This window comes from Burkholderia alba, assembly GCF_034721475.1.
Classification (GTDB): Bacteria; Pseudomonadota; Gammaproteobacteria; order Burkholderiales; family Burkholderiaceae; genus Burkholderia; species Burkholderia alba.
The window spans coordinates 281,860-304,305 of sequence record NZ_JAWJWL010000006.1; the positions used below are offsets into that span (position 1 = coordinate 281,860).

The following is a 22,446-nucleotide window of genomic DNA, read 5'->3' on the forward strand; positions in this document are numbered from 1 at the left end:
GCGGCGGCCGGCTCCCTGTCGGCCGCTTCTTGCTGCGCCCTGCCTTTGCTCTGCGCGCAGCGTCCCCAGCCGCTTACTTGCTGATCTGCGCGCCCACGCCGAAGTACGGCGCCGACGGGGTTTGCCCCGCGATCGCCGACGTCTGCGTGATCCCGCCGTTGACGGTGCCCTGGACCAGCGACGCGAACAGCCCGCCTGTCGCGATCGCGTAGCCGGATGCCGCCGGCTGGTTGGCCGCCGCGATCGTCGTGATGCCGATGAGCCCCGGCGTCGCCTGGCCGTAGTCCAGGTTGAAGCCGCTTTCGGCCGCCTGCGTGCTCGGATTGACGAAGGTGCCCGTGGTCCCCTTGATCACGGTCGCGGTGTACTTGAAGTTCGAATCCGCGCCCGCGTAACCGCCGTCGAAGCTGCCCGACGACAGCGCGGTCGCGCTACCGAGCACGGCGATGCCGGATTCGTCGTCGACCTGGGCGTCGGCGTGCAGCGGCGCGGTGCCGAGGTTGACGTAGCCGGTCCGGACGATCACGGGCACGGTCGCGCCGTTGAGCTGCCCGATCACCATGTGCGCGGTGCCCGATTTGCCCGTCGCGCCGATCAGCGGCAGCTTCGTCTGCGGCAGGATCTGCGGGGCGCTGGTGCTGTTGAAATAGCCGGTGCCGCTCGCTGCCCACGGGTTGCCCGTCGTCAGGCAGCCCGCCGAACTGGTCGACGTGCAGGCGCCGTTCGCGTCGAAGGTCTCGGTCGAATTCGTCCCCTCGGTCGCATAGTTGCCGGACGGCACGAGGTGATAGAGCAGCGCGTTGTACGTGCCGGGCAGCTTCGTGAGATCGGTCGTCGTGTTCGCGAAACCGAGGAACGGGTAGAAGTCGAAGTGACGGTTCGGCACCTGACCGACGTTCTGGTAGAGCGTGATCCCGGCAAGGCTGATGTCGAGCCCGGCAAACTGGATGGTCGCGCCCGGAATGCCGCCGCCGGCGACGCCGAAGCCGATCAGGATCATCGGCGGGTTCGCCTGGTTGAAGTCCGCCGCCGTCGAATAGGTGGTGTTGGTCAGTGGCGACGTGCCGCTGCCGGGCGTGAGGACGAACGCGCAGCGGGTCTGCTCGGCGGTCGGCAGCGTGCCCGTCGGCGGATGGATCACGTTGCCCGTGATCGTCGTGCCGGCCCGGCTCGGCGTGACCGTGCCGGTCGCGAGCGGGATCGGCGACTCGAGCCATTTGAGCGTGTACGTCATCGCCGTCGCGTTGATGTTCACGCTCACGATCTCACCGCTGCCGGCGCCGCCCAGATACGTGCTGCTGCCGATATCGGCGGTCGGGGGACATAGCGATGCGTTGCTCGGGGTCGACGTGGGCGGCCCCTGGGTGCCGCAACTGGACCCTGAGCATTGCGAAACATTGACGGGGGCGGGGGGCGCGCCGTCACCTCCTCCACAAGCGACCAGCAAAGGGGCGAGGGCAATGGCCGTTGCCACCCCTTTTGATAAGGCGTGCATCATGCCTCTGTCTCCAATCTGTTTAATTGTCCGGACTAATTTGGCCGCGCCGTTTTCCGCTGTCAATTGATGGAATCGTCTAAAAAAGACGATTTAAACAACGAGAATTGTCGGAAGCGAATCTCAGAGAGGGATAGCGGATGATATTGAAACGAAACGAGCGTTTAAAATCGGCTGGGGGGTGGTCTCGGAAAGGCGATTGGGTGTGGTTTTCCTGAATATTATGCAGGCTGACGGAACATTTTTATTACGAAATGTCGGGTGAATCCCTATTCGGGATTTTCAGTATTCGCGGGCAAATCATTGAGTATGATTTAGGTTTTGAAATTGAAAGCTTGTAAATATCTGTTAATGCGGTGACATTTCTTTAATAACTTTCATTTTTAAAGCTTCGAAAATAAAAAAGCCGGCCTGGAAGGCCGGCTTCGATGCGCGGGAAAGCGCGGCTCAGCGATTGAGCCCGCTATCCTCCTCCGCGCCGATGCTGAGGTTCATGCACTGGATCGCGGCACCCGACGCGCCCTTGCCGAGGTTGTCGAGCCGCGCGACCGTGACGAAGCGCTCCGCCGTGCCGAACACGAACAGATCGACGCGGTTGGTGTCGTTGTTCCCCTGCACGTCGAAGAAGCCGTCGTCGAGGTTGTCGGCGGCATCGAACGGCGCGACCCGCACGAATGCTTCGCCCGCATAGTGCTCGGCGAACACGCGCTGCACGTCCTGCGGCGTCGCACGCTTCGCGAGCTGGCTCGGCGTGAAGTACGTGGTGACCGCGAGCCCCTTGTAGAACGGCCCGACGATCGGCGTGAACAGCGGGGCGTTCGCGAGGCCGGTGTGGGCGGCCATCTCGGGCAGATGCTTGTGCGCGAGCGCGAGCGCATACGCGCGCGGGCCGGCGAGCTTGCCGCTCGTATCGGCTTCGTAGTCGGCGATCATCTTCTTGCCGCCGCCGCTGTAGCCGGTGATCGAATAGCTGTGCGCGGCGAAATCCGCCGCGACGATGCCGGCGTCGACCAGCGGACGCATGGCCAGGACGAACGCCGACGCGTGGCAGCCGGGCACCGCGATGCGCTTCGACGCGCGGATGCGCTCGCGTTGCGCGCGATTCAGTTCGGGCAGGCCGTACGCCCAGTCGGCGCTGGTGCGGAAGGCGGTGCTCGCGTCGATCAGCGTGGTGCGATCGTTGTCGACCAGCGACGCCGATTCGCGCGATGCGGTATCGGGCAGGCACAGGAACGTCACGTCCGACGCGTTGATGAGGCGGCGGCGCTCGTCGACATCCTTGCGCTTCGCTTCGTCGATCCGCAGGATCTCGACGTCGCCGCGCGCGGACAGGTATTCGAAGATCTTCAGACCGGTCGTGCCTTCCTGGCCGTCGACAAAAACTTTCGTGCTCATCTCGCTCTCACAGAATCGGGGCGGTTGACGCGGGTTGCGCCAAAGAAAGCGCCATTTTAAGACGTGATGCGCCGCATCGTAACCGGCCGGGTCCAAAAAAAACGGCGCGCCGGCCGTCTTGCGTCCCTGATTCGGGCGGCCGGATGCCGGGCGCCCGAGCGAGGAGAGGAGGTTACCGGCGGCCCGCGACCCAGCGCGCGGTGGTGGCGGCGATGCGCGCGCCGAACAGCTTCGCGGTTTCCAGGTCGCCCGGCAGCGGGCCTTCGTCCGGCGAGGCATCGGCGGGCGACTGGCCGAGCAGGCCGCTGAAGCTGCCCAGGTAGTTGATGTCGTTGCGCGTCGCGGCTTTCGTGTTGGCCGGCATCAGGCTCGTGCCGACCCATAGCATTCCATGCTGCATCGCGAACGTGACGAAATATTGAAGGGTCGACAGTTTGTCGCCGTTCATCGACGCCGAGTTCGTGAAGCCGGCCGCGATCTTGTCCTTCCAGCTTTGCGTGAACCATGCCTTCGAGCTTGCGTCGGCGAATTTCTTGAAGTCGGCGGACGCGCCGCCCATGTAGGTCGGCGCGCCGAACACGATCGCGTCGGCGGCGTCGAGCGCGGCCCAGCCGGCGTCGTCGAGATCGCCGACGGCGAGCAGCCGTGCGTTGGCGCCGGCATCGCGGATCCCGGTCTCGACGGCCTCGGCCAGTTTCTTCGTGTGGCCGTAGCCGCTGTGATAGACGATGACGATGTTGGACATGCTGATTCCTCGAAAAAGGAGCAGGGCGCCCGGAATGGGCGATGGAGTGCGCGTGCGGCGGCGCGGTGAGCGGCGAACGACAGCTGCTCGAGTCTAGCAACACAAGCCGGCAGGAAAAGCGCCGCGCCCGTATCAGTGAGTGTCGCGAATGACGGCAATCGGGCAGCTTACTGCCCGTAAGTCACGATGATCTGCGCGGAACCGATCGCCTCGGTGCCGATCTCGTGATCGAACATCTGGGCGGGCCGCCCGCCGGCGACGCGCAGATCGGTGGACTTCAGCGCGTAGACGGTCACCACATAGTGATGCGGCTTGCCGGGCGGCGGGCACGGCCCGCCATATCCGTCCGAGCCGAAGTCGTTGCGCGCCTCGGTCGCGCCGATTTTCTTCAGGTAGCCGGACGCGCTTGCGTCGGCGGGGATGCTCGTGACGGTCGGCGGAATGCCCGCGACCGCCCAGTGCCACCAACCGTGGCCGGGTGCGTCGGGATCGAGCATCGTGATGGCGAAGCCCCGTGTGCCCGGCGGCGGATCGCGCCAGGTCAGCTGCGGGGAGCGGTTGCCGCCCTTGCAGTCGCCCTGGTTGAAGACCTGCGCCGCGGCGACGCGCGCGCCGGCGCGCAGATCGTCGCTCGTGAGCGTGAAGGCGTCCTGGGAGAAAACGTGCGGCGCACCGGCGAGACCGGTCGCGCAAAGACAGGCGAGAACGAGCGAGGGCAGGCGGCGGGACGAACCAGGCGGAACGACTCGGCGACCCACATGCATATGGCGCTTCTCCCGTCACGTATGCCGGCGTTCGCCCGGCGCTGGTTGTTGTTGCGTCTCTCTGCCCGTTCAGGGAACCAGTCTAACATTAGGGCCGCATGGCGGAGCGACCTCGGACAAGTTATCGCGCCGCGCCGGACCATGAAAAAAGCCGCCTGTCGCGACGACAGGCGGCTCGTTCCGGCGAGGCGGTCGGGCACCGCCCGGCGTTATTCCTGGACGCCCGTTGCGCCGCCGTGCGCGGCCGACCACTCGGCCGGCGCGTGCAGGAATTTCTCGACTTCGTCGAGCGTGCGGGTCTCGAAGTAGCCCGACTGCTTGGCGACGCGCAGCACATCCCACCAGGTCGCGAGCGCATGCAGGTCGACGTCGATGTCTTTCAGCACCGACACGCTTTCCTTGAAGATGTTGTAGTGGAACAGTACGAAGCAGTGATTCACCTGAGCGCCCGCCGTGCGCAGCGCATTGATGAAGTTGATCTTGCTGCGGCTGTCGGTGGTCAGATCCTCGACCAGCAGCACGCGCGAGCCTTCTTCGAGCAGACCTTCGATCTGCGCGTTGCGGCCGAAGCCCTTCGGCTTTTTCCGCACGTACTGCATCGGCAGCATCATGCGGTCCGCAATCCACGCGGCGAACGGGATGCCGGCGGTTTCGCCGCCCGCTACCGCGTCGATCTGCTCATAGCCGACGTCGCGCAGGATCGTCGCTTCCGCCATTTCCATCAGGCCGCGGCGCACCCGCGGATAAGAAATCAGCTTGCGGCAGTCGATGTAGACGGGGCTGGCCCAGCCCGACGTGAAAATGAAAGGCTTGTCGGCGTTGAAGTGCACCGCCTGCACTTCGAGCAGCATTTTGGCGGTCGTGTCGGAGATCGTCTGACGATCGAAGCCTGTCATGGGCATTCCTTGGATGATGAGCGAGGGGCGGGCGCGGGCCCGGTGGCGCAGCAAGTGAGTCCCCGGACGGGGTGCGGGCCGACGTTGCCGTCGACGGAATCGCATCGCTGCGCGCGTAGCCCGCTATTTTACCCGATCCGGGCGATTTTCGATTCGATTCACGCAGATTCGGTGCTTGCGCGCACGCGCGCCGGCACCCCGAGATCTTCGATTCCGCAGACGGTCGGCCATCCGTGCGGCAGGCCGCCGGACCGACCGGGTTGTCGCGTCGCAGCAAGGTTTTGGCGGGCGCGAGGTGTACACTAGGCGACCCTCAGAATTCGCTCGGTACCTGATACTTCTTGCTTGCCACCCGCCAAGGTTGATAGCGCGCCGATCCGGTGCGCAACGGCCGCCGCAGTCGATCACCCCTTCGATCTCCCTGAACGCGGCTCACGGTACCCGGTACTGAGTCTTTCATTACGCATGTCTCTCGCAGGTCAATCATGGATGAACAACTGAAGCAGAGCGCTCTCGCCTATCACCAGAACCCGAAACCCGGCAAGATTTCGGTCACGCCCACCAAGCCGCTGTCGAACCAGCTCGATCTGTCGCTCGCCTATTCGCCCGGCGTCGCCGCCGCGTGCGAGGCGATTTACGCCGATCCGCTCGATGCACAGAAATACACGTCGCGCGGCAACCTCGTCGGCGTCGTGACCAACGGCACGGCCGTGCTGGGCCTCGGCAACATCGGGCCGCTCGCGGCGAAGCCGGTGATGGAAGGCAAGGGTTGCCTGTTCAAGAAGTTCGCGGGCATCGACGTGTTCGACATCGAACTCGCCGAATCCGATCCGGACAAGCTGGTCGAGGCGATCGCGATGCTCGAGCCGACCCTGGGCGGTATCAACCTCGAGGACATCAAGGCGCCCGAGTGCTTCTACATCGAGCAGAAGCTGCGCGAGCGGATGAAGATCCCCGTGTTCCACGACGACCAGCACGGCACGGCGATCATCGCGTCGGCGGCGATCCTGAACGGCCTGAAGGTGGTCGGCAAGTCCCTCGGCGAAGTGAAGCTCGTCTGCTCGGGCGCGGGCGCGGCGGCGATCGCCTGTCTCGACCTGCTGGTGAAGCTCGGTCTCGACAAGGCGAACGTGCTGGTGGCCGATTCGAAGGGCGTGATCTACGAGGGGCGCGGCAATCTCGATCCGTCGAAGCAGCGCTATGCGGCGACCACCGATGCGCGCACGCTCGGCGACGCGATCCGCGACGCCGACGTGTTCCTCGGCTGTTCGAGCGCGGGCGTGCTGAAGCAGGACATGGTCAAGACGATGGCCGGCCAGCCGCTGATCCTGGCGCTCGCGAACCCGGAGCCGGAAATCCGCCCGGAAGACGCGAAGGCCGTGCGCCCGGACGCGATCGTCGCAACCGGCCGCTCGGACTATCCGAACCAGGTCAACAACGTGCTGTGCTTCCCGTTCATCTTCCGCGGCGCGCTCGACGTCGGCGCGACGACGATCACCGAGGAAATGAAGCTCGCGTGCGTGCGTGCGATCGCCGAGCTGGCGCAGGAAACCGACCAGAGCGAGGAAGTGGCGAAGGCGTATGAAGGCCATTCGCTCGAATTCGGTCCGGACTACCTGATCCCGAAGCCGTTCGATCCGCGCCTCATCATCAAGATCGCGCCGGCCGTCGCGCAGGCCGCGATGGATTCGGGCGTCGCCACCCGTCCGATCGAGGACATGGACGCTTATCGCGAGCAACTCGGTGCGACGGTCTACCGGACCGGCATGGTGATGCGTCCGGTGTTCGCGACCGCGAAGTCGAAGGCCGCGCGCATCGTGTTCGCGGAAGGCGAGGACGAGCGCGTGCTGCGCGCCGCGCAGTTCGTGCTGCAGGAAAAGATCGCGAAGCCGATCATCGTCGGCCGTCCGTCGGTCGTCGAAATGCGGCTGCAGAAGATCGGCTCGAAGCTGAAGTGCGGCGTCGATTTCGAGATCGTGAATCCGGAAGACGATCCGCGCTATCAGCAGTGCTGGCAGGCGTACCACGAGATCGGTGCGCGCGACGGCGTGACCCCCGAGGTCGCGAAGGCGGCGCTGCGCAAGTTCAATACACTGATCGGCGCAATCCTGGTGAAGCTCGGCGATGCCGACGGGATGATCTGCGGGATGATCGACACGTATCACAGCCACCTGAAGTTCGTCGAACAAGTGCTGGGGCGCGCGCCGGGCGCCGAGCATTTCGCGGCGATGAACCTGCTGATGCTGCCGGGCCGCAACCTGTTCATGTGCGACACCTACGTGAACGAATTGCCGAGCGCCGAACAGCTCGCCGACATGACGATCCAGGCGGCCGCCGAGATCGAGCGCTTCGGCATCACGCCGAAGGCTGCGCTGCTGTCGAACTCGAATTTCGGCAGCGCACCGTCGGCATCGTCGCGCCGGATGGCGCAAGCGCGCCAGTTGATCGCCGCGCGCGCGCCGCAGCTCGAGGTCGACGGCGAAATGCACGGCGATGCGGCGCTGTCCGAAGCGGTGCGCAAGGCGGCCTTCCCCGGCACGTCGCTGCACGGCGAAGCGAACCTGCTGATCATGCCGAACGTCGAGGCGGCGAACATCGCGTACAACCTGCTCAAGATGGTCGGCGGGGAAGGCGTGACGGTCGGCCCGTTCCTGCTCGGCGCGTCGAAGCCGGTGCACATCCTGACGCCGGCCGCGACGGTGCGCCGGATCATCAACATGACGGCGGTGGCCGCGGCGAACGTCAACAACACGTCTCGCTGATCCGGCGGGCGGTGCGCTGTCCGAGTGCCGCCGCGATCCGGTCCGAACGCCACGAAACGCAGGTTTCGTGGCGTTTTTTCTTGTGCGGGAGGTGGGGTGAGGAGGGCGATCCCTGGCGTGAGGCTCGGTGCGCCGAGCGGAGGCGCCTATGATTGGCGTCGGTTCCCCGGTGAGCTCCGATTTCGCATGTCGATCGGGTGCTGACGGTATCAACTGCGTCGCGTAAAAAAAGAAGGCGGCAAGCCGCCTTCGTCAATTCGCCTCGGAAACCTCGTTACGACTGCATGGCTCAGGCTACGTGCCGGGCGGTGTCGCCTGACGCGTTCCACTTGTCGGTCAGCGTCGCCCACTTGATCCGCACCGCGCGCAGGTTGTTTTCCTTCACGTGGCCGTAACCGCGGATCTCATCCGGCAGATTCGCCAGTTCCAGTACGAGCGGCATCTTGCTGGCCGTCAGTCCGCCGATCAGCTTGCCGATCAGGGTCTGATACTCGTCGATCAGCGCGCGCTCGGTGCGCCGCTCGTCGGTATGGCCGAACACGTCGAACGCCGTGCCGCGCAGGAACTTGAACTTCGCGAGCATCCGGAACGCCGGCATGACCCACGGACCGTACTGCTTCTTGATCAGATGACCGTGCGCATCCTTCTTGGCGAACAGCGGCGGCGCGAGATGGAACTTCAGCTTCCAGTCGCCTTCGAACTGGCCCGCGAGCCGGGCGACGAAGGCCGGATCGGACTGCAGGCGCGCCACCTCGTATTCATCCTTGTACGCCATCAGCTTGTACAGATTGCGCGCGACCGCTTCCGTCAGCGGCTCCTGCGCCAGATCGCCGCCGAGCGCGCGCTCCGCCGTGCGAACCTTGTCGATGAACGCGGCGAAGCGCGCCGCATACGCGGCGTTCTGATATGCGCTCAGGTGTTCGACGCGGGTCGCGATCAGCGCGTCGACCGCCTTCTTCGTATGCAGCGAAATGACGGTCGCGCCTTGGTGCGCTTTCGACTGCGTGCTGCCCGACGCGGCTTGACGCACGCTCGCGAGATCGTGCGCGGCGCGGCGGCCCCAGTCGAACGCCGCGCGGTTCTTGTCGATCTGCACGCCGTTCAGCTCGATCGCGCGCACCAGCGACGCGAGGGTCAGCGGCAGCCAGCCGCGCTGCCACGCGTAGCCGAGCACGAACGGATTCGTGTAGATCGCGTCGCCGAGCAGCGCGACCGCGAAGTGATTCGCATCGATCAGGTCGACCGCTTCGCCCGCGGCCGCGCGGATGTCCTGCTCGGCGCTCAGGCCCGGGAACGACCATTTCGGGTTCTTGATGAACTCGGCGGTGGGCGTTTTGGCGCTGTTGATGACCACGCGCGTGACGCCGTGGCGCATCCGCGACGTGCATTCGTCCCCGGCCGTCACGATGGCGTCGCAGCCGATCACCAGATCCGCCTCGCCCATCGCGATGCGGGTTGCGTGGATGTCGGACGGGGCTTGCGAGATCTGCACGTGGCTCATCACCGCGCCGCCCTTCTGCGCGAGCCCGGTGACGTCGAGTACCGTCACGCCCTTGTTCTCGAGGTGCGCGGCCATCCCGAGCAGCGCGCCGATCGTCACGACGCCGGTGCCGCCGACGCCCGTGACCAGCACGCCGTATGCGCGATCGATCGCGGGCAGTTCCGGCTCCGGGGTCGGCGGCAGCGCGCTGCCGTCGACCGAGACCGCCTTCGGTTTTTTCAACTGGCCGCCTTCGACCGTCACGAAGCTCGGGCAAAAGCCCTTCACGCACGAGAAATCCTTGTTGCAGCTCGACTGGTTGATCTGCCGCTTGGTGCCGAACTCGGTGTCGAGCGGCTCGACGGACAGGCAGTTCGATTTCACCGAGCAGTCGCCGCAGCCTTCGCAGACGNGAAGCTCGGGCAAAAGCCCTTCACGCACGAGAAATCCTTGTTGCAGCTCGACTGGTTGATCTGCCGCTTGGTGCCGAACTCGGTGTCGAGCGGCTCGACGGACAGGCAGTTCGATTTCACCGAGCAGTCGCCGCAGCCTTCGCAGACGGCCTCGTTGATCACGACCCGCTTCGCCGGATCCGGATACGAGCCGCGCTTGCGGCGGCGGCGCTTCTCGGTGGCGCAGGTCTGGTCGTAGATCAGGATCGTCGTGCCTTCGATCTCGCGCAGCGTCCGCTGCACGTCGTCGAGTTCGTCGCGATGATGGATCGTCACGCCGGCCGCGAGCAGCGTCGTGCCGTGGTATTTCTCCGGCTCGTCGGTGACGATCACGATCTTTTTCGCGCCTTCGGCGGCGAGCTGGTGCGTGATCTGCGGCACGGTGAGCACGCCGTCGACAGGCTGGCCGCCCGTCATCGCGACGGCGTCGTTGTAGAGAATCTTGTAGGTAATGTTCGCTTTCGACGCGATCGCCGCGCGTATCGCGAGCAGCCCCGAGTGGAAATAGGTGCCGTCGCCGAGGTTCGCGAACACGTGCTGCTCCTCGGTGAACGGCGCCTGTCCGATCCACGGTACGCCTTCGCCGCCCATCTGGCTGAAGGTGCTGGTGTTGCGGTCCATCCAGACGGTCATGTAGTGGCAGCCGATCCCGGCGATCGCGCGCGAACCTTCGGGAACGTTGGTCGACGTGTTGTGCGGGCAGCCCGAGCAGAACCACGGCTTGCGCTCCGTCGTCACGTGCGGTTTCGCGAGCGCCATTTCCTTCGCGTTGATGACCGCGATCCGCGCGCCGATCCTGGCGCGCACGTCGGACGGCAGGTCGAACTTGTCGAGCCGTGTCGCGATCGCCTTGGCGATGATCGCGGGCGACAGTTCGTAGTGCGCGGGCAGCAGCCAGTTGCCCATCGGCACCGACCATTCGCCGCCGGCACCGTCCTTTTCGTCGAACTTGCCGAACACGCGCGGACGCTGGCCGTCCGGCCAGTTGTACAGCTCTTCCTTGATCGCGTATTCGAGGATCTGGCGCTTCTCCTCGACCACCAGGATTTCCTCGAGACCGCGCGCGAACGCTTGCGCGCCCTGCGCTTCCAGCGGCCACACGCAGCCGACCTTGTAGAGCCGGATGCCGATTCGCGCGCAGGTGTCGTCGTCGAGGCCGAGGTCGGAAAGCGCCTGGCGCACGTCGAGATAGGCCTTGCCGCCCGTGACGATGCCGAAGCGCGCGTGCGGCGAGTCGATCTCGATGCGGTCGAGCTTGTTCGCGCGGACGTAAGCCAGCGCGGCGTACCACTTGTAGTCGAGGAGGCGGGCTTCCTGCGCGAGCGGCGGGTCGGGCCAGCGGATGTTGAGGCCGCCGTCGGGCATCGCGAAATCGCTCGGCAGCACGATCTGGGTGCGGAGCGGGTCGATGTCGACGGATGCCGACGATTCGACCACGTCGGTCACGCACTTGAGCGCGACCCACAGGCCTGAATAGCGGCTCATCGCCCAGCCGTGCAGGCCGAAATCCAGATATTCCTGCACGTTGGACGGGAACAGCACCGGCAGGCCGCAGGCCTTGAGAATATGTTCGGACTGGTGCGCGAGGGTCGACGATTTGGCCGCGTGATCGTCGCCGGCGAGCACCAGCACGCCGCCGTGCTGCGACGAGCCGGCCGAGTTCGCGTGCTTGAGCACGTCGCCCGTGCGGTCGACGCCCGGGCCCTTGGCATACCACATCGAAAACACGCCGTCGTGTTTGGCGCCGGGATACAGGTTGACCTGCTGCGAACCCCAGACCGCGGTGGCGGCGAGATCTTCGTTGAGACCGGGTTGGAAGACGATCTGATGCGCGGCCAGGTGTTTCTGCGCTTTCCAGAGCGACAGGTCGAGCCCGCCGAGCGGGGAGCCGCGATATCCGGAGATGAAGCCGGCGGTGTTGAGGCCGGCGGCGCGATCGCGTTCCTGCTGGAGCATCGGCAGACGGACCAGGGCCTGGATGCCGCTCATGTACGCGCGACCGCGTTCAAGCGTGTATTTATCGTCGAGCGTGACCGACTTCAGCGCGGCTTCGAGCGATGCGCGTTGGTCTGCGTCTAGCGGGGCGTTCATTCTCTTGTCTCCTCCCAGTTTGGGATCACCAAAACTTCCGGTGTATCGGCGTCTTGTGGACGCGTCGGCCGGGGCCGACATAGTGGCGGGTTTTGATCGATGGTAGCACTGGGAGAAACCCGCCGCTCACCCGCCGAAAATAATGGTGTCAGAGGCCGAAGGTGTCCGGAATCCGGGCGTTACAGCATGTAAAAGCATGTAAATCGGGGCGCATCCGACGCGGATTGCCGTTAGTCTGGCGCCCTGTCCGGTGGCATGGGCGCGCGGCGACGCAGTTCGCGGCGGGGCGATGCGACCGGCGGTTGAATAGGAGGTGCAATGAATACACGACATATCCAGCGTTTCCTGATGGTATCTGCGGCGTTTTTCGCGATGAGCGGGCCGGTCCGTTCGCAGGGCGCGAGCGCGCTGGTTGCCGCGAGCACGCAGATGCTGCAGATCGCGCCGGCGCACGACGACATCGCGCTGTCCGGCACCACGGCCGCCGAGCGGAACGCCGGAGCGGCGAGAATTTGATCGCACCGCGTAAGCCGGTCGACAAAAAAGGGCGGGGATCGCGAGATTCCCGCCCTTTTCCTTTATCAGGCGCCGTGGGACGCCCCGTGAGCGTTACGCCTTGTCCTGTACGACGCCGCGGCGGATCTGATCGAGCTCGATCGACTCGAACAGCGCCTTGAAGTTGCCTTCGCCGAAGCCCTGGTTGCCTTTGCGCTGGATGATCTCGAAGAAGATCGGTCCGATCTGGTTTTCCGTGAAGATTTGCAGCAGCAGATCGTCGCGGGCGCCGTCGATCAGGATCTTGCGCTTCTTCAGTTCGTCGAGCGACTCGCCGTGGTCCGGCACGCGACGGTTGACCAGCTCGTAATACGTGTCGATCGTGTCGAGGAGCGTCACGCCCTTTTCGCGCAGGCCGTCCACCGAACGGTAGATGTCCGACGCGCCGAGCGCGATGTGCTGGATGCCTTCCCCGCGATACGCGTCCAGATATTCCTGGATCTGGCCCGCGGTGTCCGAGCCTTCCTCGTTGATCGGGATCCGGATCTTGCCGCACGGCGACGTCATCGCCTTCGATTTCACGCCGGTCACCTTGCCTTCGATATCGAAGTAGCGGACTTCGCGGAAGTTGAAGAGCCGCTCGTAAAACTCGGCCCATTCCTGCATCCGGCCGCGGTGGACGTTGTGCGTCAGGTGGTCGATGTAGGTGAGGCCGTGGCCCGCCGGATTCGGCTCGGCGCCCGCGATCGGCTCGAAATCCACGTCGTAGATGCTGATGTCGCCGATGCTGCCCGGCGCTGCGCCGTTCTTGCCTTTCCAGCGGTCGACGAAATAGATCAGCGAATCGCCGATGCCCTTGATCGCCGGGATGTTCAGCTCCATCGGGCCGGTCTTGTTGTCGAAGCCCCATGCGCCGAGGCCGAGCGCGCGCTGGTAGGCCTTCGCGGCATCCTGCACACGGAATGCGATCGCGCAGATCGACGGGCCGTGCAGGCGCGCGAAGCGCTGCGCGAACGAATCCGGCTCGGCGTTGATGATGAAGTTGATATCGCCCTGGCGGTACAGCGTCACGTCCTTGTGGCGGTGGCGCGCGACGGCGGTGAAGCCCATCCGCTCGAACAGTTGGCCGAGTGCCTTCGGGTCCGGCGCGGTGTATTCAATGAATTCGAAGCCGTCGGTGCCGACGGGGTTGTCCCAGTTGGGGATCTGCATGGCGTCTCCTGATGCCCTCGGCGGGGGCGCGCGTGATGGGGAATGTCTGCGGCAAAGTGTAGCGGCCGGCGCCGGGCGAAAACTTGCGAACTTAATCGCGCGCCGCTACGCTTGCGCAATTTCCCGTCGAAACGGCCATCTCAGGAGGCAGAAAATGGCGCGAGTGGAATTGGATGCGATCGACCGGCGCATCCTGGCGATCCTGCAGGAGAACGGGCGGCTGTCGAACCAGGAGATTGCCGAGCGGGTGAATCTGTCCCCCAGCCCTTGCCTGCGGCGGATACGCCGGCTCGAGGAAGCCGGCGTGATCACCGGCTATGTCGCGCTGCTCGATCCGCAAAAACTGGGTCTCGACCTGCTGGCCTACGTGAGTGTGCGCCTCGAGAAGCGCGGCGGCCTCGCGCCAGCGCGCGGCGATGCGACCCACGCCGAACTGTTTCGCGTGGCGGTGCAGGCCTGGCCGGAAGTGGTTGCGTGCCATGCGATGACGGGCGATATGGATTACCTGCTGCGGGTGCAGGTGGAAGATATGGCGCACTTCTCGCGCTTCGTGCAGGAGCAGTTGCTGCATCACCCGTCGGTGATCGATGTGAAGACGAGCTTTTCGCTCGACCGGTTCAAGGAGACAACGGCGCTGCCGATCCGCTGAGCGCGGCGGCGCAAAAAAGGGCGGCCCCGAAGAGGCCGCCCTTTTTGCTGCGCACGCTCGGCTCGCGCCGACGCGGTTACGCCGTCAGTCCGGCGGGCAGCAGCGATTCGAAGATCTGAGTCGCGCGCCGGGCCTGGCGCTTGAGCGCGTAGTCGAACACCGCGGCTTGCTCCTGCATCATCTCGGCGATGATCGTCGAGTGATCGGCGGGCGGCAGCGACAGATAGGCGTCGGCCTCGCCGTACGCGTATTCGATGCGCATGCCCGACTTCTTCGCGATGTGCATCATGGTCGCGTTGCGCGACAGGCAGTGCATGTAAAGCGTCGTGACCTGGGTATTGCGGCTGCGGATCGCGGCACGCTCGAACAGCTTCGAGCCGACGCCGCTGCCGCGTGCTCGCTCGAGCACCGATACGCCGAATTCCGCCGTGCGCTTGTCGCCTTCCACGGGCAGATAGGCCAGATGGCCGACGCCGATCAGCTCGAGCTGATGGTCGAATACGCCGAACACCGTGTCGCGCGCGAAATCGATCGTGCGGACATAGTTGTCGATCACGTGGTCGGGGACGATCTGGCCGAAACGGAGCAGACGATCGTCGTCGTCGAGTGCGAGAAAGTGCGTGAGCAGTTGTTCGCGGTCGGTGGAAGCCAGTTCCCGGACGAGAACCGGCGCAGCGCCGGCGGTGCCGGACGATGCGGCAGGACGGCTGGCGTGCTTGTTCATCGTGGGTTCCTCAGTAAGACGGTGCAACCGGTTTGGTGCAATGCAGCAGTATTTTAACCGATCGATCGTTCGAATCTTAGGGGAAACCCGTATATTGTTTCGAGTGGAAACTCTAGATAGGTTTATTTAAATAAATAAACTTATGTTTTTATTGAGTTTTCTCGTTGTTGTGAAAATAAGGGCTGCATTGAATCGCACTGTGATCCTGGCGCAACGCATGCTGCTCTGCGGAAAATCACGCCTGCCCGGACAGGCCGCGTTCGATCATGTCGATCACCTGTTCCGCGAAATCCCGATAGCCGAGGCGGCCGCCGGGCTTGAGCCAGGTAAAGGTCCAGTTGATCATGCCGAACACCATCATCGTGACCGCGGTCTGGTTGTCCTTGGTAAGGCGCTCGGGGTAGGCGCGCGCCAACTGCCGCGTGAACGCGGCAACGATGTCGCGCTGGCGATCGAGGACGATCCGGCGCTGCGTATCCTCGAGGTATTTCACGTCGTTCAACAGCGCCACATGGCGGCTGTGCGACGTCTCGTATTCGGTCAAAAACGCGCGCACGAGTTCGGCGAACGCCTCGCGTTCGGTGAGCCCGCGCCGCTGGCTCACGCCTTCCACCTCGGCGATGATCAGCATCAGCCGCTTCGTGTAGCGATCGAGCAGATCGAACAGGATCGCTTCCTTGCCTTCGTAGTAGTGGTAAAGGCGTGCTTTCGAGGTGCCGCTTGCCGTCGCGAGATCGGTCATCGAGGTACTCGGATAGCTCGTTTGCGCAAATTTGGCGGCGGCGAGATCGAGGATCTGCTCGCGCTGGGATTCGTGGTCGGGCGCTCGGGTACGGGCCATGGGATTCGTCTGCGTGAGGGGGTTAGCCGTGGGTCGCGGCGGTCGCGGGCGCGGCGCGCAGCGTGAGCGCGCGCAGGTTGTCGATGCGCTGATCGTCGCCGCGCAGCTCGATGCGGCCGGCCGCGGCCAGTTCGCGGCAACGCCAGAACGCGACCGAGTCGCTGACGAACAGGTGACCGCGATCGGCTAGCCCCATCACGGCGCCGACCGTGCGTGCTGCCGACTCCCATTCGCCGGGGGTGTGCTCGAGCACGAGGGCGTCGAGATCGGCGTAGTGGCCGCTCTTGAAGGTATTGCCGACCCAATAGCGCAGCTCGGCATTGGTCTGCTTCGCTTCCTGCCATTCGAGCGCGAGCCGGCTGATCCGCAGTACCGAGATCGGCGCGGCCTCAGGCAACTTGGCGAGCAGCGTCGCGGGCGGGAAGATGCCGACTGCAGTCGCCTCGTCGGCGCGCACCCGGCCCCACGACGCCGGATCGTCGATGTCGGCGTTCGACAACCGCACTTCGTTGAGGCGCTGCGGCGTATTGCGCAGATGGTAGGCAACCCGCCGCAGCATCAGCTGGTCGGCCACGCTTTGGGCATGCCAGACGACGACCTGGCCTTCGCCCGCCGCAAGCTGCTCGAGGGTCGCGAGTTCGCGCTGGAGTTCGGCCGTCCAGTCCGGAACGACGTCGCCGATCACGCGCTCCCAGAAGGAGGCGCGGGGTTCCGGCGTCTCGTCGGCGCCGCGCAGCGGGCCGAAGGCCAGATCGTCGAGCAACTCGATGACGGATTCGTCGCGGCCCGCCTCGGCGAGCGCGACTCGAAGGGATGCGGCGGCGGAGCCGCCTATGGTGACGTGGAGAGTGCTCATCGGCCTGTCGTCAGCAAAAGAAAAGCCGCCTGCCGGGCGGACTCTGCGCGAGTCCCGCTGGCAGGCGGCCCCTAGTGTAAGCGAGTTGGGCGGCCGGGCGAAACCGCCCGCTGTCGTTCAGCGCTCGTCGAAGCTGACCACGACCCGCTCGCTGACGGGGTGGCACTGGCAGGTCAGCACGAAGCCGTCCTGCACCTCGCGTTCCTCGAGCGTGTAGTTCTTGTCCATCCGGACTTCGCCTTCGAGCACCTTCGCGCGGCAGGTGCAGCAGACGCCGCCTTTGCAGGCGTACGGCAGCGCAAGGCCCGCGCGCAGCCCGACGTCGAGCAGGCTGACGCCCGCGTAGGGCAGCCGAAGCTTGCGCTTCTTGCCGTCGAGCACGATCTCGAGGTCCGCGGCGGGGGTGGCGTCGGTGATCTCGACGACGGGCGCGCCCGCCTGGGGCAGCGGCGAGCCGAATCGCTCGACATGTACCTGGCCGGCCGGCACGCCGCCGCCGGCCAGTGCGGCTTCGGCCGCGTCCATCATCGGCGCCGGACCGCAGATGAACGCTTCGTCGATGGACGCGGCGGGAACCATCGCGTCGAGGAAGTCCGCGCATTTTTCCTGGTTCAGCACGCCGTTGAACAGATCCACGTCCTGGAGATCGTCGGACAGCACGTGATACAGCACGAATCGCTCCATGAAGCGGTTTTTCAGGTCCTCCAGCTCCTCCGCGAACATGATCGCATCGACGCTGCGATTGCCGTAGATCAGCGTGAAGGTGCTGCGCGGCTCCAGCTCGAGCGTCGTCTTGATGATCGCGAGCACCGGTGTGATGCCCGATCCGCCGGAGAACGCGACGTACTGCTTGCCGTGTTCGGCGTTCAGATGCGTGAAGAAGCGCCCGTCGGGCGTCATCACGTCGATCGTGTGGCCGGCCTTCAGCGTGTCGAACGCGAAATTCGAGAAGCGGCCGCCGCGCACCCTTTTGATGCCGATGCGCAACTCGCCGTCTCGGTCGTAGTCGGTGGTGCCGACGCAGATCGAGTACGAGCGGCGCGTTTCCTCGCCATCGATGTGGGTCTTCAGCGTGACGAACTGGCCTTGCGTGAAGCGGTACTGTTCGCGCAGCTCGGGGGGAATCTCGAACGAAACCGTGACGGCGTCGGCGGTCTCGGGCCGCACGTCGCGAATGCGCAGCGGATGGAATTGCGGAGTCGCCATATCAGTAGGGTTTGAAATAGTCGAAGGGTTCGCGGCAATCGACGCAGCGATACAGCGCCTTGCAGGCGGTCGACGCGAATTGGGCGAGGCGTTCGGTGTGCGCGGAGCCGCAGCGTGGGCAGGCGGGTGCCGCGAGCGGCTTCGGCATGAAGCGCACGACTCGGCCGGCGACGGCCGCGTCGCTGCCGCATCGGCCGGTGGGCGGCGCGATGCCGTACGCGCGCAGCTTCTCGCGAGCGTCGGCGGTGATCCTGTCGGTGGTCCAGGCGGGCGCGAGCACCGTTTCGATTCGATGCGGAGGCAGGCCGGCCTGCTCGAGTGCGGTCGCGATGTCCTCGGCGATCTGCGGCATCGCCGGGCAGCCCGAGTAGGTCGGCGTGATGACCACGACGAGCATGCCGTCGGCCGCGCGCCGGACGTCGCGCAGGATCCCCAACTCGCGGATCGACACGACCGGGATTTCCGGGTCGGGGACGGTTTCGAGCACGTCCCATGCGCGGGCGACGAGCGGATCGTTCCCTTGAGCGGCGCGGGAAAGCGTAGCGGGGAGGGCGGACATCGTCAGGCTCCGTTCGGTGGTGGCGCGGCGCTTACCAGGACGCGCCCGGATGCTGGCGCGCGAGGCTCTGCATTTCCGCGAGCAGGAAGCCCATGTGCTCCGAATGCTCGCCGAGCTTGCCGGTCGGGACGTGCTGGACCGGCGTGGGCGACGCGAGCGTCGCCTCCGCGAGCGCGGCATCGACGTCGGCGCGCCATGCGGTTTCGAGCGACGCCGGCGCCGGGCCGACGCCGGCTGCGGCGGCGGCCGTTTCGACAGCGTCGTTCGAGAAGAACTCGCGCGTATAGGGCATCAGGTAGTCGAGCGCAGCCTGCGCGCGGTGATGCGATTCTTCCGTGCCGTCGCCGAAGCGAATCAGCCATTCGCGCGCGTGATGCTCGTGGTAGCGGACTTCTTTGACCGATTTTGCCGCGATGGCCGCCAATTGAGGATCGGCCGATGTTTCGAGTGCGGTCCACACGTGCAGCATCAGCGTCGCATAGAGGAAGTTGCGCACGACCGTGACCGCGTAGTCCTTGTCGGCGTGCGCGGTGCCGGACAGCGGTCCGTAGTGCGGCAGCTCGACGAGCGTGTAGTTGGCGAAATCCCGCTCGGCGCGGAAATAGGCGTAGTCGTCTTCGGTGCGGGTCCGGCCGGTCAGTTGCCGATCGAGCTCGGCCGCGTGCGAGTAAAGCAGGCGGGCCTGCCCGATCAGGTCGAGGCTCATGTTGGTGAGCGCGATGTCTTCTTCGAGAATCGGGCCGTGGCCGCACCATTCGGCATTGCGCTGACCGAGGATCAGCGCGTTGTCCGCCAGACGCAGGACATAGGAGAGGTGCTGTGGGGTGATCGTCATGGCGCGCCGTTCACATGTGGTTGACTTCGTCGGGCAGCGTGTAGAACGTCGGATGGCGATAGATCTTGTCGCCCGCCGGTTCGAACAGCTCTGCCTTGTCGTTCGGATCGGACGCGGTGATCGCCGCCGACGGCACGACCCAGATGCTCACGCCTTCCTGACGCCGCGTATAGACATCGCGCGCCATGCGCAGCGCCATCGACGCGTCGGCCGCGTGCAGACTCCCGCAATGCTTGTGATCGAGCCCCTGTTTGCTGCGCACGAATACTTCCCAGATTGGCCATTCCTTGTTCATCACTCTCTCCTGAATACGGGGGCGACGGCGTCGCGCGGCGCGCGCGCGTCAGGCCGCCTGTTGCTGTACGCGGGCGCGGCGCTTTTCCTCGTGCGCGAGCGCGGCGGCGCGGACCCACGCGCCGTCGTCATGCGCTTTCACACGGGTCGCGAGGCGTTCCTTGTTACATGGGCCGTCGCCGTTGACTACGCGCCAGAATTCGTCCCAGTCGATCACGCCGTAGTCGAAGTGGCCGCGCGCGTCGTTCCATTTGAGATCCGGGTCGGGCAGCGTGACGCCGAGCACCTTTGCCTGCTCGACCGTCGCATCGACGAATTTCTGCCGCAGGTCGTCGTTCGAGATGCGCTTGATGCCCCATTTCGCGGACTGGTTGCTGTGGACCGAATCGGCGTCGCTCGGCCCGAACATCATCAACACCGGCCACCACCAGCGGTCGACCGCTTGCTGGACCATCTCGCGTTGCGCGTCGGTGCCTTTCATCATCGCCAGCAGCGCGTCGAAGCCCTGGCGCTGATGGAACGATTCCTCCTTGCAGACGCGGATCATCGCGCGCGCATACGGGCCGTACGTACAGCGGCAGAGCGGGATCTGGTTCATGATCGCGGCGCCGTCGACAAGCCAGCCGATCACGCCGACGTCCGCCCAGCTCGGCGTCGGGTAGTTGAAGATGCTCGAGTACTTGGCCTTGCCTGCATGCAGCGCGTCGATCAGCGTATCCCGGGAGACGCCGAGCGTTTCCGCCGCGCTATATAGATAGAGGCCGTGGCCGGCCTCGTCCTGCACCTTCGCGAGCAGGATCGCCTTGCGCTTGAGGCTCGGCGCGCGGGTGATCCAGTTGCCTTCCGGCAGCATCCCGACGATTTCCGAGTGAGCGTGCTGCGAGATCTGCCGCACCAGCGTCTTGCGATAGGCGTCGGGCATCCAGTCCTGCGGCTCGATCTTGCCGTCGGCGGCCATGATCGTGTCGAAGCGGGCCTGTTCGGGCGCATCGGCGGCGGCATCGATCGGCGCGACGTTGCCGGGGATGTCGAGGGATTGCGTGTACATGGCGAGGCTCTCGTCCGGGGAATGTGCCAGCAGTATAAACCAACCGACCGGTCGGTTAATATATTATTTTGATCGTTGGGGAATCTCGCAAATCAATCGTGGAGGCATGGCTGTGCGGATGTGGCGAGTGCGGGAGTGCCGGGCTGAGCAAGCGAGTGCTTCTCGGGCAGAATGCAGAGCTTTCCCGCGAGGTATACCGAATGACATTCCGACGTTGCTTCCCCGTTATTTCAGGTTGTGTCGCGCTCGTGCTGTCGCAGTGGGCGCTGGCGGCGCCTGCCGATGCGTCGGGGCAGCCGTCGCGCTGGATCTCGGGTTGGGCCACCGCGTTGCAGCCGATCCCGGATCTGGCTGCGCCGCCTCCTCTATATAAGGCCCCCGACGTGGCGGCCCGAACGGTTCGCCAGATCGTCTATCCGACGGTGACGGGGCGAGCCGTTCGCGTGCGGTTGAGTAATGCGTACGGCCGCGCGCCGCTCGTGATCGGTGAAATCCGGATCGGCCGGTCTGCCGGCGGGGCGGCGGTGCAGGAGGGAAGCGCGGTGTCGGTGACGTTCGGTGGTCGGCGGGAGGTTGAAGTGCCGCCGGGGCAAGAGCGGGATAGCGACCCCGTCGCGTTCGGCGTTGCGGCTGGAGAGCCTTACGCGCTGAGTCTCTATATGGGAGAGCGTCAGAAGATGACGGTCTGGCATCGGGTTGCCAATCAGCTGAATTACGTCTCCGGCCCCGGTAATCACGCCGGCGACGTGGCGGCGGGGGCTTACCGGACGCGTTTCACCCAGTTCGCGTGGGTGTCGGAACTCGCCGTCGATGTGTCCGTGGCGCGTGCGGGGGCGATAGCCGCCATTGGTGACTCGATCACCGATGGCATGCGTTCGAGCTTGAACCAAAATCGCCGCTGGCCCGATGCGCTGGCCCGGCGGATCGAGCAGACGGGCGATCGGTCGGTTGGCGTGGTGAATCTCGGGATCAGTGGGAATCGGTTGTTGAGCGATTCGCCGTGTTATGGCGTGGCGCTGGAAAAGCGCTTCGAGCGCGATGTGCTCTCGGGCGCGGGGGTGCGAGCGGCGGTGGTGCTGATCGGCATCAATGACATCAACTTTGCGGCGATGCCGTCGCGGGCTGGGCTGGATTGCGACGCACCGCATACGCAGGTGAGTGCTCAAACGCTGATCGACGGGTATCGGCGGTTGATTGCCGCGGCGCATGAGCGTGGCGTCGTGCTGTTCGGCGCGACGCTGACTCCGGCTGCGCTGCCGCCGGCGCGTGAGGCAATCCGGTTGGCGGTGAATGATTGGATTCGTACGTCCCGCGCCTTCGACGGTGTGGTGGACTTCGACGCTGCGCTGCGGGATCCGGGACGCCCGGCCGTGCTGCAGCGCCGCTACGATAGCGGCGACGGTATTCATCCGAGCGACGCGGGCTATGCGGCGATGGCGGCGGCGGTGCCGCTGGAGCCGCTGGTGTCGGCAGCGAAGCGCCGTTGAGCGCGGTTGGAAGGGGCGCGGAAGCGCCCTGACAAAAAATTTTAATGAAGTTCTTAAAAAGGGCTTGCACGGAAGGTCATCGCTGCCTACAATCACGCCTCTTTCGCAGTAACGGAGACGTGAAGCGGAAGGCGGGAAACGAAGTCTGGCGCGGGTTTGA

General features: G+C 65.2%; 18 protein-coding genes and 2 pseudogenes. 4 read left to right on the forward strand and 16 right to left on the reverse strand.

What is annotated here, in order from left to right; translation table 11 throughout:
* Positions 1–73: 73 nt before the first annotated feature.
* From RZR99_RS09305 to RZR99_RS09325, 5 genes are all read right to left on the reverse strand, one after another.
* Positions 74–1,498, reverse strand: a complete 1,425-nt coding sequence (locus RZR99_RS09305) for a DUF2957 domain-containing protein (protein ID WP_323119453.1) — start codon at positions 1,496–1,498, stop codon at positions 74–76.
* Between the two features lie 444 nt (positions 1,499–1,942).
* On the reverse strand, positions 1,943–2,890 hold the full coding sequence (gene argC, locus RZR99_RS09310) for an N-acetyl-gamma-glutamyl-phosphate reductase (protein WP_323119454.1): 948 nt from the start codon (positions 2,888–2,890) through the stop codon (positions 1,943–1,945).
* 172 nt (positions 2,891–3,062) lie between these two features.
* Entirely contained in the window at positions 3,063–3,635 is a 573-nt protein-coding gene (locus RZR99_RS09315) for a flavodoxin family protein (protein ID WP_323119455.1), read from the reverse strand.
* A gap of 167 nt (positions 3,636–3,802) precedes the next feature.
* The gene (locus RZR99_RS09320; RefSeq protein WP_323119456.1) at positions 3,803–4,399 is read right to left on the reverse strand and encodes a YbhB/YbcL family Raf kinase inhibitor-like protein; all 597 of its coding nucleotides are present in this window, start codon (positions 4,397–4,399) and stop codon (positions 3,803–3,805) included.
* A 209-nt stretch (positions 4,400–4,608) separates the two neighbouring features.
* The gene (locus tag RZR99_RS09325; protein ID WP_323119457.1) at positions 4,609–5,295 is read right to left on the reverse strand and encodes an orotate phosphoribosyltransferase; all 687 of its coding nucleotides are present in this window, start codon (positions 5,293–5,295) and stop codon (positions 4,609–4,611) included.
* A 485-nt stretch (positions 5,296–5,780) separates the two neighbouring features.
* Between RZR99_RS09325 and RZR99_RS09330 the strand changes: the two genes are divergently transcribed.
* Complete coding sequence (locus RZR99_RS09330) at positions 5,781–8,057, forward strand: NADP-dependent malic enzyme (RefSeq protein ID WP_323119458.1); 2,277 nt, start codon at positions 5,781–5,783, stop codon at positions 8,055–8,057.
* Between the two features lie 289 nt (positions 8,058–8,346).
* Here the strand turns inward: RZR99_RS09330 and RZR99_RS33285 are convergent.
* Positions 8,347–9,948, reverse strand: a pseudogene (locus RZR99_RS33285) (DUF6537 domain-containing protein); the annotation flags it as partial.
* A gap of 14 nt (positions 9,949–9,962) precedes the next feature.
* Positions 9,963–12,080, reverse strand: a pseudogene (locus RZR99_RS33290) (indolepyruvate ferredoxin oxidoreductase family protein); the annotation flags it as partial.
* Between the two features lie 318 nt (positions 12,081–12,398).
* Between RZR99_RS33290 and RZR99_RS09340 the strand changes: the two are divergent.
* Positions 12,399–12,596, forward strand: a complete 198-nt coding sequence (locus RZR99_RS09340; RefSeq protein WP_323119459.1) for a hypothetical protein — start codon at positions 12,399–12,401, stop codon at positions 12,594–12,596.
* Between the two features lie 93 nt (positions 12,597–12,689).
* Here RZR99_RS09340 and hppD read toward each other — a convergent pair whose 3' ends face one another.
* Complete coding sequence (hppD, locus tag RZR99_RS09345; protein ID WP_323119460.1) at positions 12,690–13,787, reverse strand: 4-hydroxyphenylpyruvate dioxygenase; 1,098 nt, start codon at positions 13,785–13,787, stop codon at positions 12,690–12,692.
* Between the two features lie 154 nt (positions 13,788–13,941).
* On the opposite strand from hppD, the gene RZR99_RS09350 reads away from it, so the two are divergent.
* Complete coding sequence (locus tag RZR99_RS09350) at positions 13,942–14,436, forward strand: Lrp/AsnC family transcriptional regulator (RefSeq protein WP_323119461.1); 495 nt, start codon at positions 13,942–13,944, stop codon at positions 14,434–14,436.
* Positions 14,437–14,512: 76 nt separating this feature from the next.
* On the opposite strand, the gene RZR99_RS09355 is transcribed toward RZR99_RS09350, so the two are convergent.
* From RZR99_RS09355 to paaA, 8 genes are all read right to left on the reverse strand, one after another.
* Positions 14,513–15,160 carry a GNAT family N-acetyltransferase gene (locus tag RZR99_RS09355; RefSeq protein WP_323119462.1) on the reverse strand — a complete coding sequence of 216 codons (648 nt, stop codon included), beginning with the start codon at positions 15,158–15,160 and terminating at the stop codon, positions 14,513–14,515.
* Between the two features lie 235 nt (positions 15,161–15,395).
* Positions 15,396–16,001 (reverse strand): TetR/AcrR family transcriptional regulator, encoded by a 606-nt coding sequence (locus tag RZR99_RS09360; RefSeq protein WP_323119463.1) that lies wholly within the window; start codon positions 15,999–16,001, stop codon positions 15,396–15,398.
* Between the two features lie 22 nt (positions 16,002–16,023).
* On the reverse strand, positions 16,024–16,857 hold the full coding sequence (locus tag RZR99_RS09365) for a DUF1835 domain-containing protein (RefSeq protein ID WP_323119464.1): 834 nt from the start codon (positions 16,855–16,857) through the stop codon (positions 16,024–16,026).
* Positions 16,858–16,974: 117 nt separating this feature from the next.
* Positions 16,975–18,063, reverse strand: coding sequence for a 1,2-phenylacetyl-CoA epoxidase subunit PaaE (gene paaE / locus RZR99_RS09370; protein ID WP_323119465.1), 1,089 nt, complete (start codon positions 18,061–18,063; stop codon positions 16,975–16,977).
* Position 18,064: 1 nt separating this feature from the next.
* Complete coding sequence (gene paaD, locus RZR99_RS09375) at positions 18,065–18,622, reverse strand: 1,2-phenylacetyl-CoA epoxidase subunit PaaD (protein ID WP_323119466.1); 558 nt, start codon at positions 18,620–18,622, stop codon at positions 18,065–18,067.
* A gap of 31 nt (positions 18,623–18,653) precedes the next feature.
* On the reverse strand, positions 18,654–19,457 hold the full coding sequence (paaC, locus tag RZR99_RS09380; protein ID WP_323119467.1) for a 1,2-phenylacetyl-CoA epoxidase subunit PaaC: 804 nt from the start codon (positions 19,455–19,457) through the stop codon (positions 18,654–18,656).
* A gap of 10 nt (positions 19,458–19,467) precedes the next feature.
* Complete coding sequence (gene paaB / locus RZR99_RS09385) at positions 19,468–19,752, reverse strand: 1,2-phenylacetyl-CoA epoxidase subunit PaaB (protein WP_323119468.1); 285 nt, start codon at positions 19,750–19,752, stop codon at positions 19,468–19,470.
* Between the two features lie 48 nt (positions 19,753–19,800).
* The gene (paaA, locus tag RZR99_RS09390; protein ID WP_323119469.1) at positions 19,801–20,799 is read right to left on the reverse strand and encodes a 1,2-phenylacetyl-CoA epoxidase subunit PaaA; all 999 of its coding nucleotides are present in this window, start codon (positions 20,797–20,799) and stop codon (positions 19,801–19,803) included.
* A gap of 200 nt (positions 20,800–20,999) precedes the next feature.
* On the opposite strand from paaA, the gene RZR99_RS09395 reads away from it, so the two are divergent.
* Positions 21,000–22,286, forward strand: a complete 1,287-nt coding sequence (locus RZR99_RS09395) for an SGNH/GDSL hydrolase family protein (protein WP_323119470.1) — start codon at positions 21,000–21,002, stop codon at positions 22,284–22,286.
* Positions 22,287–22,446 lie beyond the last annotated feature (160 nt).